The organism is Pseudovibrio sp. Ad37, from assembly GCF_001623075.1.
Lineage (GTDB): Bacteria > Pseudomonadota > Alphaproteobacteria > Rhizobiales > Stappiaceae > Pseudovibrio.
This window is the reverse complement of sequence record NZ_LMCF01000022.1, coordinates 68,541-87,981: the sequence shown is the minus strand read 5'-3', so window position 1 is coordinate 87,981 and position 19,441 is coordinate 68,541. Positions and strand designations below refer to the sequence as shown.

At 50.8% G+C, this 19,441-nt stretch carries 14 protein-coding genes; 5 read left to right on the top strand and 9 right to left on the bottom strand.

What is annotated here, in order from left to right:
- The first annotated feature begins 57 nt into the window (after positions 1–57).
- On the top strand, positions 58–381 hold the full coding sequence (locus tag PsAD37_RS06235; protein ID WP_063295412.1) for a DUF1127 domain-containing protein: 324 nt from the start codon (positions 58–60) through the stop codon (positions 379–381).
- A gap of 136 nt (positions 382–517) precedes the next feature.
- On the opposite strand, the gene PsAD37_RS06230 is transcribed toward PsAD37_RS06235, so the two are convergent.
- From PsAD37_RS06230 to PsAD37_RS06215, 4 genes are all read right to left on the bottom strand, one after another.
- Positions 518–1,396, bottom strand: coding sequence for a LysR family transcriptional regulator (locus PsAD37_RS06230; RefSeq protein WP_063287123.1), 879 nt, complete (start codon positions 1,394–1,396; stop codon positions 518–520).
- Positions 1,397–1,825: 429 nt separating this feature from the next.
- On the bottom strand, positions 1,826–2,644 hold the full coding sequence (locus PsAD37_RS06225; RefSeq protein ID WP_208991727.1) for a hypothetical protein: 819 nt from the start codon (positions 2,642–2,644) through the stop codon (positions 1,826–1,828).
- 146 nt (positions 2,645–2,790) lie between these two features.
- A complete protein-coding gene (locus PsAD37_RS06220) occupies positions 2,791–4,626 on the bottom strand; it encodes an adenylate/guanylate cyclase domain-containing protein (RefSeq protein ID WP_063295410.1) in 1,836 nt (611 codons plus the stop codon).
- 23 nt (positions 4,627–4,649) lie between these two features.
- Positions 4,650–5,378 (bottom strand): 16S rRNA (uracil(1498)-N(3))-methyltransferase, encoded by a 729-nt coding sequence (locus PsAD37_RS06215; RefSeq protein ID WP_084407673.1) that lies wholly within the window; start codon positions 5,376–5,378, stop codon positions 4,650–4,652.
- A gap of 196 nt (positions 5,379–5,574) precedes the next feature.
- On the opposite strand from PsAD37_RS06215, the gene xseA reads away from it, so the two are divergent.
- A complete protein-coding gene (xseA, locus tag PsAD37_RS06210; protein ID WP_063295409.1) occupies positions 5,575–7,110 on the top strand; it encodes an exodeoxyribonuclease VII large subunit in 1,536 nt (511 codons plus the stop codon).
- A 367-nt stretch (positions 7,111–7,477) separates the two neighbouring features.
- Here xseA and PsAD37_RS06205 read toward each other — a convergent pair whose 3' ends face one another.
- From PsAD37_RS06205 to PsAD37_RS06190, 4 genes are all read right to left on the bottom strand, one after another.
- Positions 7,478–8,365, bottom strand: a complete 888-nt coding sequence (locus PsAD37_RS06205; protein ID WP_063295429.1) for a GNAT family N-acetyltransferase — start codon at positions 8,363–8,365, stop codon at positions 7,478–7,480.
- Between the two features lie 95 nt (positions 8,366–8,460).
- Complete coding sequence (locus tag PsAD37_RS06200; RefSeq protein ID WP_057463773.1) at positions 8,461–9,828, bottom strand: TRAP transporter large permease; 1,368 nt, start codon at positions 9,826–9,828, stop codon at positions 8,461–8,463.
- Positions 9,825–10,496 (bottom strand): TRAP transporter small permease subunit, encoded by a 672-nt coding sequence (locus PsAD37_RS06195; RefSeq protein ID WP_063295408.1) that lies wholly within the window; start codon positions 10,494–10,496, stop codon positions 9,825–9,827. The genes PsAD37_RS06200 and PsAD37_RS06195 overlap by 4 nt, the downstream gene beginning before the upstream one ends.
- Positions 10,497–10,637: 141 nt before the next feature.
- Positions 10,638–11,657: a C4-dicarboxylate TRAP transporter substrate-binding protein gene (locus PsAD37_RS06190; protein ID WP_063295407.1), complete on the bottom strand. Its 1,020-nt coding sequence runs from the start codon at positions 11,655–11,657 to the stop codon at positions 10,638–10,640.
- A 450-nt stretch (positions 11,658–12,107) separates the two neighbouring features.
- Between PsAD37_RS06190 and PsAD37_RS06185 the strand changes: the two genes are divergently transcribed.
- Both PsAD37_RS06185 and PsAD37_RS06180 read left to right on the top strand, forming a co-directional pair.
- Entirely contained in the window at positions 12,108–12,938 is an 831-nt protein-coding gene (locus PsAD37_RS06185; RefSeq protein ID WP_063295406.1) for a universal stress protein, read from the top strand.
- Positions 12,939–13,135: 197 nt separating this feature from the next.
- Positions 13,136–15,853 (top strand): GNAT family N-acetyltransferase, encoded by a 2,718-nt coding sequence (locus PsAD37_RS06180; RefSeq protein WP_063295405.1) that lies wholly within the window; start codon positions 13,136–13,138, stop codon positions 15,851–15,853.
- A gap of 24 nt (positions 15,854–15,877) precedes the next feature.
- On the opposite strand, the gene PsAD37_RS06175 is transcribed toward PsAD37_RS06180, so the two are convergent.
- The gene (locus PsAD37_RS06175; protein ID WP_063295404.1) at positions 15,878–17,551 is read right to left on the bottom strand and encodes a thiamine pyrophosphate-binding protein; all 1,674 of its coding nucleotides are present in this window, start codon (positions 17,549–17,551) and stop codon (positions 15,878–15,880) included.
- A 299-nt stretch (positions 17,552–17,850) separates the two neighbouring features.
- Here PsAD37_RS06175 and PsAD37_RS06170 point away from each other — a divergent pair, with 299 nt between their 5' ends.
- The gene (locus PsAD37_RS06170; RefSeq protein WP_208991726.1) at positions 17,851–19,419 is read left to right on the top strand and encodes a bifunctional aminoglycoside phosphotransferase/ATP-binding protein; all 1,569 of its coding nucleotides are present in this window, start codon (positions 17,851–17,853) and stop codon (positions 19,417–19,419) included.
- The last annotated feature ends 22 nt before the right edge of the window (positions 19,420–19,441 follow it).

Below are 19,441 nucleotides of genomic sequence, written 5' to 3'. Positions count from 1 at the left end.
CCTATACCAGTTCCAATGGATGGCCAGAGCAGCCTATCCAAACGGGAGAGTAATACCATGACGCTTGCATTCCCTACCCCTTCTGAATATCGCAACCCAAATCGCGCTAATTCAGGCACCTTTGAACCACTGACGTTGGCTCACACGTTGCACCTGCTGACAGCTTTGCCTCTAAAGCTCTGGAAACACTACCAGGATCGTCGCGCAATGGTTGAGCTTGCACGCTTGGAAGACCGTATGCTGGACGACATCGGCATTACCCGTGATGACGTTTTCAGCGCGCTTTCTGCAGGTGATGGCAAAGACCCAAGTTGGCATCTGCGTATTCGCGCCAGTGAACGCCGCTGCGCCGAAATGGAAAAGCGCCGCCAGCGCGCATAATTTTTGTGGGAGCCTCAATTGGCGGCTCTACCCCTAATTGAACCGCCAAAAATTCATCACCCACATATGAAAAGGGCCTGCATTGCGCAGGCCCTTTTTCTTTTCCAATAAACGGAACATATTCTTAGCAAGCCACTCAGGCAGAGGCTGCGGTTTTCTCAAAGGACTTCGCCAGATAATCACTCAAAGCGTTTGCTGCTTTGAAATGGCTTTCCTTACCGCGAACCAGCTTGACCACGTAGTTTGGTAGCTGCGGCAGGCCTTCCAGTTCCAGCAGCCCAGCATCAGATGCAACAAGAGATGAGCGCGGCTGAATTGTGATCGCCATACCGCTTGCTGCTGTCATTTCAACAAGACCTGGGTTGCTTGAACTGTATTGGATACGGAATGCGCGTTCGTCATCCTCAAGCGCTTCAACAGCTGCTTTTCGAATTCGACATTGTTCCAAGCCAACAGCCAATGGCAGTTCTCTTTCACTGGCAAGTTTGAAATTGCTACCAGCTGCCCAGACGAGACGCTCGCTGGAAAGAACACTCCCCTCACCAGCTTCAGCTTCGTCTGCAAGGCTGCCGATGATGGCAAGATCCAGTTTGCCTTCTCCCAAAGCCTTACGAAGATCTGCTGCCGGTGCGCAGACGATGGATGCTTCAGCTTTTGGATTGTTCTTAGAGAACTCGAAAATGATCTTTGCAGTTCTGGTTTCGTCAATGCCTTCCGCAAGACCAAGACGAACCTTACCGGTCACTTCACGCTCCGAGAACATAGCTAAAGTCTCGTCATTCAAACGCAGCATCTGACGGGCATGGCGCAACAATAGCTCACCATCCTCTGTCAGTTTTGAGTGCCGCCCTTCTCTCCGGAAGACCGTGCGCTCAAGCTTATCTTCCATGCGACGCATTTGCATGGAAATCGCTGATTGCGTTTTATCAAGTTCTTCTGCTGCTCGTGTGAAGCTCCCAGTATCCGCAATCATTACCAGAGTTCGCAGAGAATCTAAGTCTAATAGTGCTGTCATGTCCCCAATCCATAACAATTTGATATGAATATACAGCAAACTGGTGGAAAGAAAACCGAGAGTTGGAATATAATACTTTATTATCGCAGTCTTTTCCCTCTCTTAGGGAGCTTAGAGTGACTCATAACAATAATTAATATAATCAAACTTGCTCTTATATTCGATTAGACTCTCGAAAGAATCCAATAGTCAAAATAAAAACCGAAAGAGAACAATCAATCTGGAGTTACGATATAAAAAATATCTAGTAATTCTCTCTAGGATAGAGAGTTATGCTAGATTAATTCATGTAATTTTTTGTTAGCTTGGACGATCAGGCTAGTTCTGAACTCTCGGCCTGAACGGAAACGGAGGAAATTGCAGTAAACAACTTCCTCAATTCGTGATCTTTATCACAAAAAGTTATCCTCAGGTATATGTGATAAATTGTTACCTATGTGAGCGAGTTGGCCAAAAAACGTTGCAATATTGCTGCCAAGCTTCGCCCTGGGCTTGTTGCATTGCTGCCAAACCTCCGGACAAGGATGATACAGGCGATTCCTTCACATTAGATTGGTGGGCCCGAGGACCTGATCCATTTTCCGGAGATGATGACTTCTTGGCTCGCGTGTTTTGCGCTTTAGATTCTTCTGGTGCCTCATTTTGGTCACCTGAAGCTGAGCTTGTGCCCTGCAGAGCATTTGTCCAAAATTCGAGCATCGGATTTTCTAAGGGCATCATCTGCGACCAGAGAGCTTCCTGTGCATCCAAGATTGGGTTACGAGCAGCATCCGTGTCCTGATGTAACTCTGGACACCCTTTTGCGAAGCCTTGCAAGTAGGCCTCCATCATAGTGCGCTGCGGCCCTGCCAGATAATTCTTCAGCATGTTGCCGTAGGATAGCATCAACAGAATCGGCATCAACTCCATCCAGCTTTCGACATTCATGGCATCTTTGCGGTTGAGATGACGTTGCATGGCTGCACTGATGTTCTTATCACCTGAGAACATGCTCATGATTTGAGAGAGCATTGCCTGTTGTGGCAACCCGGTCATCCCTTGCCACTTAGACGGATCAGCCCAATTCATGTATGGAAACTCGGCTACACCAGCAGATGTTGTTCCCGACTTTCCAGAGGGCGTTCTCTCTGTCTGCATAAAGGGCATTAAGCCGTGGCTGGTTTCGCAATAGTCCCTATAGGCTTTTGCATAATTTTGGCTGAACATTTCCATAAGGGAAAACATATTGTTATTGGGGTTTCGTAACATGAGGTTTTCCCCTCGTAAGCTTCTCACGGCTATTTAATCACTCAACAGACGTAACGTCAGTTCCCTAATTTTGGATGTAGTATTCTGCAATTATTATGTCTAAGAGACGAAATTTGATTGAACTGGGTTCAATAGTGGTACCCGCACTAAACAATCCGGTAGACATCAACTGCCTCCTCACGCCCACGCAACTGATAGTCTCCCAAATGGTTCGTATGAGATTTATCACTGAGATGGTCCACAGTCGCGTTGCTGGCAAGGGCGATCACTCTGGCCTCCGGATCAACCTTCTTTCCAAGCTCCTGAAGGCGCGCGGCCACATTCACGGCATCTCCGACCACAGTATAGTTCATCCGCTCAATCGCGCCGATGTTGCCGACAACCACCGTTCCTGTGTGAACGCCAATGCGCAATCGCGGCTTCTCAATCGCCCCTTCTTCGCTTTCAAGCTCTGTCTCCAACCTTTGCGCAATGAGGCGTACCGCATCAATGGCTGATTGCGCGTGGTTTTCCATAGTTTCCGGTGCACCCCAAAATGCCATGCATCCATCACCGATGTATTTATCGATGGTTCCATGGGTTTGGCTGATGCAATCCGCAAGCTCCTGAAAATGGGTATTAAGTAAGGACGTAGTTTCCTCCGCTGTCAGCTTGGAGGCAACGCCTGTGAACCCGGCTATGTCAGAGAAAAGGATTGTCATTTCACGCAGCTCGGTGCTGTTGAGGCCTTCGAACTCTCGCTCTAACAACACTCTTACAAGGTCTTTTGGTACATATCTTGAGAAGGCGCTGAGGGCTACAGCTGCTGAGTTAAAAGCCTGGTTTGCCTGATCCACCTCTTTAAGACGCGACCTAGGTAATGCATTCAACCCTTCCATGTTCAATTTTCTGATTGCATTTGCTTGCGTTCCAAGAGCCACAAATGGTCCTGCAAGTCTTCGACCAATCAAAAACATAAGAAGCACACCGACAGCCAGAAAAGCAGTGGCTGCAACAAAGATTTTGTGCAAGTTCTCGAACGGAACACTGAACTCAGACGCTAATACATAGCTTCCGATGATTATAGGGAACCGATTTCCGTTTCTCAGGTCGTCATAAAGATACAGATAGGTGCCATGGGTGGTTGTGTCGATGTGGGCTTTATAATTGGTGTTGAGAGACCTGCGATTGGCATTTTCGGACCAGATATTGCTCAGAGGTGTGTCCTGCAGATCTGAGATTAATGGGATCGGCTTTGCCTTGCTCGGCTTGAAGCTCAGAAACGCTTGTTCTGAGCTCGCCAACACTTGATCTCGCCCATAAAGGATAAACGGAATCTGAGAAGCCCGCCATTTGATACGAGCCATCAGTTGACCGAGTAGAGATATTGGATAATCCAACGTGAGTTTAGAGATTGTATTGTCGACTGGATTTCTAATGTAGACGGCAAACTGCATAAACGTTTCGCCTATGCCCTCATCATAATACGGCGGAGCCCAGCGATGATTGCCAACTTCCATATCCTGTTCATTAGGAGGCATGACCATCGCTTGCTGAACCGGTTGGTCCGCATGATCCAGCTGTACTGAAATCTGACGCCCCGTCGGGAAGGTGTAGGAAATCCGCTTAATGTTGGTCTGGCGGGACAGGATGGAAATCAACTGCTCACGCAAAGCAACAGGCGCGTTGTAGATCAGTGGGTCTGACAAGACTTCAGCTGCCAGCAGCCCCATCCGTTCTTCGTTACGGAAGAAATCTTCAACAACCTCAAGACCACGTTCGACAATGAGAGCCCCAGTTTCGCGCATAATGACGGTTGTCTGACGGTTTGTGGCATCAGATACATAAAGGAGCATGGAACCGCCAATTAAGGCCAGCAGCATCGCCGCACCAATGCTGAAGACGGCGGAGATGGACAGGCGCCATCTCTTGCGGTCTTTCTTTTTTGAGCTCTCTTTTTGGGGCTGCTTTTCAGCGTTAGCAGTCTTGTTGTTCAGGTCCATTCAGGCCTCCATTTAGAGGTACCTTAGAACCAATCTCCCAATTTTGCCTGAACAACGGCCAAAGCCGCGACGGCAGCTGTGTCTGCTCTTAAAATCCGTGGGCCAAGCGGGATAGCATGTACAAATGGTTTGCTATGCAAAAGCGCACGCTCTTCCTCAGAGAAACCGCCTTCCGGGCCGATTAATACGGCCAGAGGTCCTTTAGGAACATCTTTCAGTGCCTCCAACGGATTGTGCGTCCCATGGCCTTCGTCACAGAAGATAATCTGACGATCACCTTCTTCTTGCTCCCACGCAGAAAGAAGTTTCTTAAGTTGCTGCGGCTCCAATACGGAGGGGATTGAAAGCACGCCGCACTGTTCACAGGCTTCAAGCGCATTGGATTCCATGCGCTCCAGCTTCACCTTTGGGTTTTGGGTGAACTGGGTGAGCACCGGGCGTAAGCGCCCTGCTCCCATCTCCACGGCCTTTTGAACCATGTAATCCAGACGCGCCAGTTTCAGCGGTGCAAACAGATAGTCCAAGTCTGGCATTGGTGTCTGCTCACGCAGCTGCTCAGTCACAATCAGCTGACAGGACTTACGCCCCGTCGGCAGTATCTGAGCCCGCCACTCTCCATGCTTGCCGTTGAAGACGAGCACATCGCCTCCCTCCTTCATGCGAAGGACATTCAGAAGGTAGTTGGCCTGTGCGCGGTCTGCCTCCAATTGAAGGCCTGCGCGGAGATCTTGATCGACAAATAAGCGTTGCATGCGAAACTCATAGCGGGACATGGGGGCACCATATGCCAAGCACACGGCAGATGCCACTTTGCGCTTAAAGATTTGCTGGTGAGAACTCAATGTCTCAACAGGTGGAAGCGCTTCTCACGGTTCCCCTTTGCAATTGTCGCGGGCTACACTAAGAGAGAATGGTTTACTTTTTGCCGCATATGAAAGAAGTCTGACATTGTCTGAGCGCTCCAACATTGCTGAATATACCGTCTCCGAGATTTCCGGTGATATCAAACGCGAGCTTGAGGACAAGTTTGGTTATATCCGTGTGCGGGGCGAGTTGGGTCGTGTGAGCAAACCAGCTTCAGGGCATATCTATCTTGATGTAAAAGACGACAAGTCCGTGCTTTCCGGCATTATCTGGCGTGGTAATGCTTCACGGCTCAAAGTTCAGCCAGAGCAAGGTCTTGAAGTCATTGCAACGGGTAAAATCACCACCTTTCCCGGGCAATCCAAGTACCAGATGGTGATTGATAGCCTTGAACCAGCTGGCGCTGGAGCGTTGATGGCACTGCTGGAAGAACGCAAGCGCAAACTGGCGGCAGAAGGTTTGTTTGCAGAAGAGCGCAAGGTTGCCTTACCACGTATGCCACGCGTGATTGGTGTTGTTACGTCCCCAACTGGCGCGGTTATTCGCGATATTTTGCACCGCATCAGTGACCGTTTTCCTCTGCATGTTTTGGTTTGGCCAGTTCGCGTTCAGGGTGAGAGCTGCGGCTCCGAAGTTGCTGCTGGTATTCGTGGTTTTAACGCACTTGAGGCAAACGGAGCGATCCCACGCCCTGACGTTCTGATCGTTGCGCGTGGTGGTGGCTCGATTGAAGACCTCTGGGGCTTTAATGATGAAGCTGTGGTTCGTGCGGCAGCAGACTCTCAAATCCCACTGATTTCAGCTGTTGGCCACGAGACAGATTGGACACTGATTGATTTGGCCGCCGATGTGCGCGCACCAACACCAACTGGTGCGGCTGAGTTTGCAGTTCCGGTAAAGGCTGAGATGACGGCTCAGGTAGATGATTTATCTCGCCGTCTTTCAACGGGTCTGTTACGCTTGATCCAAACGCGCCGAACAGAACTGCGGGCGGCAAGTGCTGCACTTCCTGCTCCACGAGACCTTCTCGCTCTTCCACGCCAGCGCTTTGATATGGTGGCAGGTCGTCTTGAGCACGGCCTGAAGATGAACACGCAAATCCACCGGAACTCTTTGACAGCAGTTTCTTCCGGATTGCGTCCAATCACACTCGAACGGCAAGTTGCGCAAGGCCGCGAGCGGCTGCAGGTCTTGAAAGGTCGAGCCATTGCAGCATTTTCCAACCAGGTGCATCGACAGCGTTTACGTCTCACCAACTCTGCCGGACTTTTAGGATCACTAAGCTATGAACGAGTGATCGAACGTGGTTACGCTGTGGTGCGTGATGAGAATGATGTTCCACTGGCCGGCGCTCAAGAGGTTCAGGCAGGGCAAGCCCTGAAGCTGGAGATGAAGGGCGGTACTGTTGGAGCTGTGGCTGATGGAGGTGGTGTAACACCAACACCACCACGAGCAGTAAAGCCGGTGTCAGAACCTGTCGTGGAGGCTACTGCGAAGCCAACTTCTCCTCCAAAGAACTTAGAGGAACACGTGGCTCAGACGAAAGCAAAGCAGGCTAAACCCGCTCCGAGAAAGAAGAAAAGTGTGGTTGATCCAGACGCACAAGGCAGCTTGTTTTAGAAGTTATTACGGTGGAATACCCACTATATCCTCATTATTGCGTGATTAAGAGATCAGGACTATATTGAGGAAGAGAAAGGGAGCTACCGCCCCCTTTCCCGATGGCTTATTTTAGAATTGCACGGAACTAGAGTACCAGTCTGTTCCGTGCTTTTTTTATTTTGAACTTAAATTCAAGCTTCATCCAGCTACCACCTCCTTCACCAGGCATTGCTACAATCGGAGTGCCTAATTTCTCCGATTGCGTGGACTGGCTCACGCTGCTGCTTTGCAAAGGAGATGGGTTTCTGGATGCTATCGAACCTCGGTAGAAATCAATATCCGAGAGAGTTGGGGTATGCGTCACTTCGAGCGCCCCTAAAGAAGATCAGGCTGAGACACTCGATAACTCAACAGGCTCCTTAAGCAAGGCAAGATGGAAGCTTCCGTTTTGCTTGAAACCGATAGCCTCATAAGCTTTTGCTGCCGCGGGATTATCGGTGAACAGAACCGATCTCCGTACACCTTGCTTCTTCACAAGATCCAGTGTGAGTGCAACGACGGCTCTGGCATATCCATTGTTGCGATGTTCTGGTGGTGTCCAGACAGGGCCAACTTGCACGATTTCTGCGAGGGTTGCATTAAACCCACTCAGCGCAACAGGTTGCTCTCTGTCCAGCAAGACCCATGCATTGCCGCTTTTTTGCATTTCCATTACGCGATTTGTGATGTGTTTGTCATGCTCTTCGCTGGCTTCACCGTCAAAGGCTTCCAGCTCATACGCTTTTAGCCAATCGAACAGTAATGACGCATCAGCTTCTGATGTTGCAATCAGACTGAATTGATCACTAGTTGATTTCTCAGAGAGTTGCAGGTCCTCCAAGGCCAGTTGATAGAGGCCTTCACTGCGGTTGGTATTATAGGCATTTGCGGGAAAGTTCAGTTTGTTCAACACAAAACTGGCTTGCTCACCATCAGCAACCATTCCGGCAACCGGGCGATTAACAACTTCACGGAAGTACGTGGTGAGAGTTTCCAGAGCGTTCAAGTCAGGTGCCTGAGACATCAAGTTACCGTTCCAGAACTGTGCCAAAACACCCTTTAACTCGTCGGCTTCATCATAAGCGCCCCAATACTCTCCCGAGTAGAGCTCACTCGTGTACTCAAGGCCCGCTTTTTCGATGTTGTTGAGCAAAAACATTGAGCTGTAGACGTGGTTCATCAAGAACGACCAGACTACCTCTTGATGTTGATTGGATAATTTTTTGATTTTCATGGCAATGCTCTTTGTTGGAAACCACAGAGTATGGCGCAATAAAAAACCCCGGTCCACCGACCGGGGTTTCCCATTATCTCAATTGATCATCCATTTTACATCAAGGATGGCAAGAAGGTGATGATTGCCGGAAAGGCCACCAAGACAGCTACGGTCACCACATCCGCTACAAAGAACGGTGTCGCGCCGCGGAAGACTTCCTGAACCGGAATGTCTGGACGCACACCGGAGACCACGAAACAGTTCAAGCCAATGGGCGGTGTAATCAAGCAGAGCTCTGCCATCTTCACAACGATGATGCCGAACCAGATTGCACAGGCTGCACCGGACATGCCGAGTGTGCTTTCTGCCGCGCTGACATCGAGACCACCATTCAGTGCCATGATCGCCGGGAAGACTACTGGAAGAGTGAGAACCAGCATACCGATTGCATCCATGAACATTCCAAGCACAGCATACCCAAGCAGAATGCAAACAATGATCATCATTGGTGGATAATCGAGTGCAACAATGAACTCACGGAATGCATCCGGAAGGCCTGCGAAGCCGAGGAAACGGACATAGACGAGTACGCCCCAGATGAGCGTGAAGATCATCACCGTCAGCTTTGCTGTCTCGTGAAGGGCCAGGAAAAGCTGCTTGGTACGCATGCCTTTGTAAAACGCAGCCAACAACACCACGAACGCGCCACATGCACCAGCTTCTGTTGGTGTCGCAAAGCCAAAATAGAGGCTGCTGAAAATGATCAGGATCACGCCAATGATAGGGAACGTGCCAGGTACAGATTCAAAGCGCTCTTTCCAGCTGTAGCCACCAATGGCGGGTGCTCCGCCCTGCCATGCAGCGATGACGTAAATGATGGCTGCATAGATGAGAACGGAAACAACACCGGGCAAGAAACCTGCCATGAGGAGTTTACCAACACTCTCTTCCACCAAAATGGCGTAGATCACGAGGATCGCACTTGGCGGGATAAGCGAGGCCAATGTTCCACCAGCTGCAACCACTGCTGCAGAGAGGCGTTTGGAATAGCCTGCCTCCAGCATTTCAGGGATCGCAACACGGGCGAACACAGCGGAAGTTGCGGTTGATGCGCCTGATACAGCCGCAAAACCTGCTGTGGCGAAGACAGTTCCGATTGCCAAACCGCCCGGAAGCCAGCCCAGCCAGCGTTTTGAGGCTTCAAACAGCTGCTTTGTCAGGCCAGCGTAATAGGCCAGAAAGCCGATCAGGATGAAGGTGGGCAAAACGGACAGTGCATAGGTCACAGACTTGGAATGCGGGATCGTGCCAGCCATTTTTGCAGCGGTCATGACACCGCGTTCAAACCCGAGGCGCATGGAAAAGATCGCGACCATGCCCATAATGCCGACGAACGCTGCCGCAAAGGCAACGCGAACACCAATGATGACGAGAAGCAAGAGCATCCCGGTCATGATGAGACCGATATCAAACGGGGTCATGATGCACCTCCATGGGCAGGTGTTCTCATTTCAGGCCCTTCTTCTCCGTTTTCAGCAGAATGGAATGTCTCCTCAATCTCAGCTTTTGCATGCTGAGCAGCATCCATCACGTGTGGCAAATCCAATACTGAGGCTGACGGGTTGATGATCAGGCGGGAGTAGCCAAACAGCTGAAGAACGAGACGAAGCCACAACAATGACAATGCAAGTGGAACAATAAACTTGGACGGCCAGGTCGGGATGGAAATATCCATCGTGCTGTCCCCAAAGGTCCATGCACGATCAAAGTGCAGGAAGGAGCCATACATCAATACCGATACAACGAGCAGAATTGCCAGCACGCCAAGGAACTCTGCAATCCACTGAGTACGGCCTTTGAAGACGCCGATTACCAACTCCATACGGATGTGGCCGCCAACACGCTGGCAATAAGCGATGCCCATGAACGCGAATACGGCCATGGCTTGCTCTGTAATATCAATAAAACCGGGTACGGGCTGGTTGAACAAGTTGCGTCCAGCGACTTGAACGACAGCCAGCAACATCAAGACGAGGATGGACGTCGCAGCAATGAGATTGAACAGGTTTTCGATTTTCCCCAATACACCATTAAAGCGGAGATAGGCCATATCCGACTTGGGATATGCGGGGCCGTTTGATTTGGACATATTATCAGCCCGATTTTAAGAGAAATGTTGTGCCCTGCTCTGAGCGAGTACATTCGAGCAGGCCCTTAAATAATCCTCCGATGAGCAGCCCCATCGGAACAAAAAAGGCGCACCAAACAGGGTGCGCCTTTTGATAGGTAATTACTTACCTGCAATTGTGTTTTGTACGAGCGTGAGCAGTTCTGCTGCTGGAAGACCCTTTGCAGACATGTCTTCAACCCACGTGTCCCAGATTGGCTTACCGGCAATAGCTTTGAAAGCCTCAAGCTCTTCTTCCGTAAAGGATATTTGGTTTACACCGTTTGCTTCCAGAGCTGGATAGAACTTATCGTAGACCTTTGTATAGGTGTCCAGGTAGTGCTGAACTGCAGGGACTACACTTTCATCCAGAGCCTTCTGGAATTCAGGTGACAGCATGTCGTAGGCGTCTTTGCTGACGACAACCGGGCAACTCACAGTGCCTGGGTTCAGGTTGTTGGTCCACCAGCTGCCAGCTTCAACCGTTTTGAATGACAGATGTGCGTGAGGTGCAAAAGCAACGGCCTGCACGGTACCAGAATCGATCGCCTGATACGCCTCAGAAGCTGTTACGGTTGTTGGAACAGCGCCAATGGTCTTCATCGCATTACCAACGCCGCCAAGAGCACGCACACGCATGCCTTCAAAGTCGGCCAGCTTTGCAGGTGCATCGCCTTTACCCAGCAGGTTGTACTGCGGCATTGGAGATGGCATCAGTAGTTTTGCATTCCAACGACCCAGGTCCTTTTGAACTGCAGGGTGACTGTAGAGCGCAAAATCTACCTTTACCTGAGTTTCCAGATCCGGCACGCCGAGGAATGGCAGATCGGTGGTGGTCAATGTCGGGTTTTTGTCTGCATGGTAAGATGCACAGAACTGTGCCATCTCGAACGCACCGATGGAGATGCCATCAAGGTTTTCGCGAGATTTGGAGAGTGCTCCACCGTAATGCAGCTTGATTTCGAATTTGCCGTTTGTGCGTACTGCCACTTCTTCAGCTAGCTTTTCAACGTGCTCGGTAAATGCACGTCGTTTGCCCCATAATGAGACATTCCAGGTCACATCCGCAGCCAGAGCTTCGCCTACAAATGCGGAGCCCATTGTTACTGCGAGCGCAGCTGTCGCAACCTTAAGATTTTTCATTTATAAACTCCCAAAAATAAATTGGCCGTCCTTGCAATAGGCGCAAATCCAGCCCCTCCCTGAATTCCGTCAGATATAGAAATATCACAATTTTCTCAGTAATAAACCTTAGTAATTCGAAGATTTAATGACTATTCACATGCCCCAAGGTTCATTCGTTCAAAATATCTTTGCAGGGTGCAAGTGTATAAAAACTCTGCTTTTATTCAGCCAATGAGTTATTCTTTGTCTAAAGTATAAAGACTTTAAGTATACCTATTTGGAGCGAAACTAGGCTACCTTACACTCCCTTACTTATAATAATAGTGAAACTGCATTATTTTTCAAAACCTTATCCCAATGATTAAGGTTGACAAGGATCAAAGCAGCTATTGCAATGCTGACCTAATATTTCAGGTGAGGGACAACCTCCCGTACCGCTAAGAAATAGAGGGCAAGGAGACAAGGCTTATGGCAATCAAGGACATTCTCACCATTACAGACCTGAACGGCGATCAAACAGCATCTAAGGTTGCTGTTGAATTTGCCCGTCAGGCAGGTGCACATGCGACGGGGCTTGCGCTGGCATTCGAGCCAATCGTGCCCGGTTTTCTGGCTGCACCAATGCCAACCGATTATTTGCAGGTTGCTAAAAATCAGGCCATCGATGCTGCCAAGACTTCTACTGAGAAGTTCAAAGGCTATGCAGAACTCGCTGGCATCTCCACTGAAACTCGTGTGGAAGAGATCGTCACCGGTGGAAGCCTTGAATCCATCATGGGTCATTGCCGCTTGAGCGACATGGTTGTGATTGGTCAGGACAACCCTGAAGCACCTGAACCAATGCGCGAAATGCTGATCGAAGGTCTGCTGTTTGAATCTGGCGTGCCGACGCTCATCGTTCCATTCATCTCCAAAGGTGATTTTAAGCCGAAGAAAGTTGTTTTGGCTTGGGATGGCAGCGCAACGGCAGCACGTGCAGTGCATGCAGCGCTTCCAATTCTGGAAATGGCAGAGCACGTTACAATCGTGATCGTGAACAAAGGTCTGCCTCTTGAAGGTGAACCAGGATCCGACATTGCAACGTATCTTGCTCGCCACGATCTGGAGATCAATGTTGATGTGATCAACAACCCACCAATCGCTGTTGGTGATGCGCTTCTCAACTATGTCTCAGAAAGTGGAACAGATCTGCTTGTTATGGGTGGTTACGGTCACAGCCGTATGCGTGAATATCTCGTAGGTGGAGCGACCCGTGACATTCTGCATTCTATGACTATTCCAGTTCTGATGGCTCACTAATTTAGTCGGGGGACATCCCATTTTGTCTCCCGATCCTTGCTCATTTTGAAAGGGAGAGAGGTGTCGCTTTGCTGTCGCACCTCTCTTCTATTTTGAAGATCAAACGCCCTTCAACTCCATTATGAGGGACATTGGTCTGAACTGAATACCCGAGTAACAGCACCTAAAACTCTACAGAGTTTGACGGGAAATGCGCTATGACGATCTGCAATCTAGAGGGTTTGACCTCTCCACGCTCTATTGCCATTGTTGGCCCAAACAGCAAGCAGGAGGTGGTCCTGCAGCGTCTCATCGACAGCCTTGTCGGTTGCGGTTTTTCTGGTCCAAGAGCGTTTATTGGCTTGTCCGGAACTTCGGCAGATGGATTTAGGAGTATCGCTTCTATTCCAGAGGTGGATGGCAAAGCAGATCTTGCCATTTTACTGGGAGATCATACTACAGCAGCAGATGACATCAGGCTTCTCGGCGAGCAAGGCACACGCGCAGTGGTTATTCCCGCAAGCGGCTTTGACAGCTGGCGCGATGAACATCTTGATGCGCTTTTGAAAGCGGCACATCCATACAATATTCGAATTCTCGGTCCGGGTAGCCTCGGGATCGCCTCCCCGCATTCCAAGCTCTCTACGCTCCTGACAAGCGAGCAAGCTTTGAAGGGGGAGCTGGCGCTTATTTCCCGCTCCGGCACCATCTTCAACACCACATTGTCCTGGGCCAAAGCTAACTCCATCGGGTTCTCCGGCGTTGTTTCTCTTGGCCGCCGTTTGGATGTAGACGTCTCTGACTTGCTGAACTGGTACGCGCAGGATTATCGGACCAAAGCGATCCTTGTGCACCTTGAAACCATTGCAAACCCGCGCAAGTTTATGTCAGCTGCACGGGCGGCAGCCCGGTCTAAACCAGTAATCGTTATTCGCAGTGGTGCGAGCCGTGACCAACACATTTCAGGTACCGCCCACTCCAGCCGTCTGGCAACGCGCGATTCTGTTTATGATGCCGCTTTGCAGCGTGCTGGCGTGCTTCGTGTTTACGACCTAGATGAGATGTTTGAAGCAGCAGAGACTGTCACCCGTGTTGCTCCATCAGCGGGGCGGCGTCTTTCTATCATCGCGAATGGTCGTAGTCTGGCAACGCTGGCTGCTGATCGCCTTGCGAAGGTTGGTGGCAAGCTGGCTCCTATCAGTGAGGAAACCAAAGAGAAGCTGTGCTCTTTGACACGGACTGACGCGCGGCCGGACAATCCGATGGTCTTGCCTGAAGCAGCAAGCCCTGAAGAGTTCAAAGAGGGTATCAGCGCTCTTTTGAAAGACCCGAACTCTGACGGTGTGCTGGCGATAGCTGCACCAACAGCATTTGAAGATTTCTCTAAGGTTGCAAAAGCCTTTGCTGAGGCCGGTCAAGAAGATCGCAAACGGCTTGGCAAGCATCAGGCTTTTGTGACTACGCTGGCTGGTGGTGCCAATATTCCGCGGCAGGTTCTGGATGAAGCGCGTGTGCCTTGTTATCCAAGCCCGTCTGGCGCAATTCGTTCCTTTATGCATCTGGTTCGATACAAGGAAGCAAAGGATCATCTTTCTGCTGTCCCAGACAGCCTGCCCAGCGATTATAAGCCCAACTTGCGGCTGGCGAAAGAGACTATCCGCGTTGCGCTGGAGAATGGACAGAAGTGGCTTACACCTTTGCAGACGCGGGAACTTCTGCGAGCCTATTCAGTCAATCAGGTAGAGTTGCATCTGGTCAAAACCGTTGAGGAAGCTGCCAAGGTTGCTGAGGTTTTGTTCGACAAACATGATCAGCTTGTTCTTAAAGTCAGCAGCCCTGATTTAACCTTCAAATCTGATGTTGGCGGCGTGCATCTTGGCGTTGACAGCGTTGCTGGCGTGAAAGCAACTTTTGAGAAGATCCTTGGCAATGTGAAGCACTCCTACCCGCATGCTGACATTACCGGTGTTGAAATCCAACCAATGGTGACACGCAGGTTTGGATTAGAAACCTATGCTGGCCTTGCAGATGATCCGGTGTTTGGTCCTGTGGTCGTGTTTGGCAAAGGCGGCACATCCGTTGAGGTGGTTGGTGACCGGGCGATTGATCTAGTGCCGATTGACCTTAACCTCGCCAAGGCAATGATTTCCCGTACGAGCACAGCCAAGCTGTTGAAGGGATTCCGTAATCGACCGTCTGCCAACGTTGCAGCGGTGGAGCACCTTTTGGTGAAGCTCTCTCAAATCGCCGTTGATTTCCCGGAAGTGCGGGAGCTGGATCTGAACCCAGTTGTGGTCGATGAGAATGGCATTGTTGTCCTTGATGCGCGTGTCGCGATCAGTGCTCCGGAAAAACGTCCGGGACGACAAGGCGCATCTCGCCTGTCTATCGTGCCATACCCTGTTGAATGGGAACACACACACAAGCTGAAGGACGGTAAGACGATCCTGATCCGGCCAATCCGACCTGAAGACCAAGGCAAACTGAAGAACTTCTTTGAGAAGGTTTCGGTTGAAGACTTGCGCCTGCGTTTCTTTGCTCCAGTCAAAGAATTCTCGCACACGTTTCTAGCTCGTCTCGTGCAGTTGGACTATGCGCGGGCTATGGCATTTTCGGCTATTGATCCTGAAACGGGCGATATTTTGGGAGTAGTCCGGCTTCATGCAAACCCAGACCATACTGAGGGCGAGTATGCGGTGATGGTTCAGTCCAACCTCAAAGGCATGGGCCTTGGTTGGGTTTTGATGAAGTTGATTATTCGTTATGCGAAAGTGGATGGTATCCAGACCGTCAAAGGCGAGGTTTTACGCGAGAACACCACCATGCTGGATATGTGCCGCAGTCTCGGCTTCCGCGTAAAGCGCTCTCCTGATGATGATGCGCTTGCGGATGTTGTTCTGGACGTCACTACGCTTGATCGGGAGACGATGAGTTAGATCACCGTCTCCGATATTTTCAGATTAACTGGTCGCCATAGAGGCTTCGCGGATCTGCGACAGCGAACGGATTGGCGTGATCGCTTCTGGGTCCAGATGCAGATGCAACAGAGCTGGCTTGCCGCTTGCTTTTGCAGCTTCAAAGGCGGGACCGAACTCATCAGCCGTTTTCACTGTGCTTGAGTGGAAGCCATAGGCTTTTGCAACATCAGCAAAGTTTGGATTGTGCAGTGTGGTTGCGCTGATGCGCCCTGGATACTCACGTTCCTGATGCATGCGGATTGTGCCGTAGATGCCGTTGTCGACAACAACTACAATAATGTTTGCACCCTCCTGCGCTGCAGTACCCAGCTCCTGAATGGTCATCTGCAGACATCCGTCACCCGCAAAACAGACCACATCACGCTCAGGGAACTTGAGCTTGGCTGCTACGGCTGCTGGTAGGCCATAGCCCATTGAGCCGGAGGTTGGAGCCAGCTGCGTGTTATATTTGCGGAAGCGATGGAAGCGATGCACCCAAGTGGCGTAGTTGCCCGCACCATTGGTGAAGATGGTGGAGTCATCGAGGTTGTTCTCAATCCACTCCATCACCTCAGCCATTTGCAGATCACCCGTCACCGTTGGGCGAGCACCTGACCATGCCAGATAATCCGCATGCGCTTCTTCAACCTGTGCTTTCCAGCCAGCTTGCTGCTTTATGTCTAACTCTGCCAGAGCTTCGCAGAAGCCTGCAGGGCTGGCGTTGATACCCAGCGTTGGCATGTACATGCGCCCAAGTTCCTCTGCACCCGGATGGATGTGAACGACCTTTTGTGCCGGTACTGGAATGTTCAGCATGGAATAAGACTGGCTTGGCATCTCGGAGAGGATATCGCCGAGCAGAACAATGAGATCTGAGTTCTCGATGCGAGCTTTGAGCTTCGGGTTGATGCCAATGCCCACATCACCAGCGTAGCAGGTATGGCCGTTGTCAAAGAGCATTTGGCGGCGGAACGATACGCCAACCGGCAAACTGGGCTTTTCAGCAAAAGCCTTAAAGGTGTCACAGGTCTCTTCTGACCAGCGGGAACCGCCGAGAATGAAGAATGGACGCTCGGCCCCTTCCAGCAGTTGTTGAAACTCTTCCATCTGATGATTGGACGGATAAGTCTCAATTGGGCGCATAGCCGGAACACGTTGTGCTTCGGCCAGTTCGATCAGCATATCTTCTGGCAAGGCCAAAACGACAGGACCGGGACGGCCTGATGTTGCGACATGGTAAGCGCGAGAGATCATTTCCGGGATGCGGTCCGCTTGATCAATCTCAGCAACCCATTTGGCGATGCTGCCAAACATTTGACGGTAATTGACTTCCTGAAAGGCATCACGCTCGCGCATATCGCGAGCAATCTGGCCGACAAACAGGATCATCGGAGTAGAATCCTGCTGCGCAATGTGCACGCCAGCAGATGCGTTGGTTGCACCCGGACCGCGTGTCACCATGCAAATGCCCGGCTTGCCGGTCATTTTACCCCAAGCCTCTGCCATCATGGCCGCGCCGCCTTCCTGACGGCACAGGGTTATTGGAACGGAGGCATCATACAGCGCATCCAGAACAGCAAGATAGCTCTCACCCGGCACACAGAAGACACGCTCGGCGCCCTGATCTTCCAGCGCATCCACGATTAACTGACCACCGGTCCGCATTGTCTGGCTCATCCCTCACTCCAGTCCTAATTCGATTGAGGCGAAGATACGCGGATTATGCTCTCGTGAAAATCTGCAGTATTTCTCTTTATTATTCCTAGATGGAATGAACTGGGCAAAACACAGTGTGAATGATGAAGCCTGCATGACAGATTGAGTAGTTTGTTGAGTTACCCCTGTTTTTCACTTTCACAATAAATCTATGGCCCTAGAATACCTCCTAAGCTCGATTGATAGATTGGCAATTGCAGCCTGAAGGTGCACAACACCTCCAGAGAGTTTGCTTTCGCGTAGTTTTGATGGATGGACTCATGACCGCTGACAGTTTTGACGTGGATACTCTGACCCAAAGCGACATCATCAGCTTTTTCACCTCTCCGGAGGCGCACCGGGGGCAAGAGGTCAAGCGCATCGACACACATGCCAATATTGCCTTTCTTGTTGGAAATGATGCCTACAAGATGAAGCGGGATGTGAAGTTTCCGTTCCTTGACTATTCCACTTTAGAGAAGCGGAAAACGGCTTGTGAAGCCGAGATCAAACTCAACAGTCAGTATGCCCCGCAGATTTACCGCAGCACTCTGCCGATCACGTTGGAGCAGGATGGCTCTTTGGAGCTGGCCGGTCATGGCGCTGTCGTTGAATGGGTGGTCCATATGAACCGCTTTAACGAGCACCTCGGGCTGGACAGGGTTGCTGAGGAAAAGGGTATCAGCAGAGAGCTGGCGGTAGACTTAGCGAAACTGATGGTAGATGCCCATAGCCGGACAACACAGCGGGAAGCCCAGCCGTGGATTGATGATCTGCTCAATTACACCAACCAAAACCTTGAGGCATTTCAAGAGTTCCCGCAGTTTTTTCCCAGTGACCAAGTGTTGGCACTGGACGAAGCTGCACGCAAAGAGCACCAGCATATCGAGGGCATGATCCGGGACCGCGGCGAGTTGGGGCTCGTGCGTCTCAATCATGGCGATGCTCACCTTGCCAATATCGTTATGCATGACGGGAAGCCGCTTCTGTTTGATGCGGTTGAGTTTGATGATGCGATCGCGACGGGAGATGTTCTTTATGATCTCGCCTTTTTACTACTAGACCTATGTGAGCGAAAAGAGCCCGAAGCAGCTAATGTGGTGCTATACACCTATCTCCAGCTGGCGCGACAGCCAAAGCATCTGGAGGACATCCGCGTCTTAAGGTTCTACCTGATGATGCGAGCTGCGATCCGCGCCAAGATCGGGGCAGCGGCGTCATTGCACCAAGAAGGTGAAACACGGCGGAAGACAGAGTATCAGGCACAAGAGTATTTTGAGATTTGCCAGAGAGCACTTGAGCCGACTCCACCCGTGCTTTGTGTGATTGGCGGTCTTTCCGGCACTGGTAAAACCACGCTTGCTCAAGGGCTGGCCCCCTTACTTGGGCGCATGCCGGGAGCCATACATCTGCGTACGGATGTTTTGCGTAAGGAGATGCTGGAGATCGGTGAGGTGGAGACTGCTGGCAAGGAAACCTACACACCAGAGTTTTCAGCCACGGTCTATGCTGAGTTGCTGCATCGGGCTGAAGTGGTGTTGGCAGCCGGGCACTCCGTCATTATCGATGGGGTTTATAGCAAGCCGGCAGAAAGAGACTCAGTTGAGCAACTTGCCATAAAGACGGGTGCAGAATTTCAGGGGATCTGGCTGGAAGCTGATGTGGAGACGCTTATCAACCGTGTTGATGCGCGACACGGCGACGCATCAGATGCAGACTCTGAGGTGGTGCGGCTGCAGCAAAGTTACGACCTGGGCGAGATTCACTGGGTTAGGCTGGATAGTGCTAAATCCAAAGAAGCTGTTTTAGAACAAGCGCGTAGAGTGACAAGGCTGCCTCAATTACAGTAATATTCCATTTTTTATAATAATT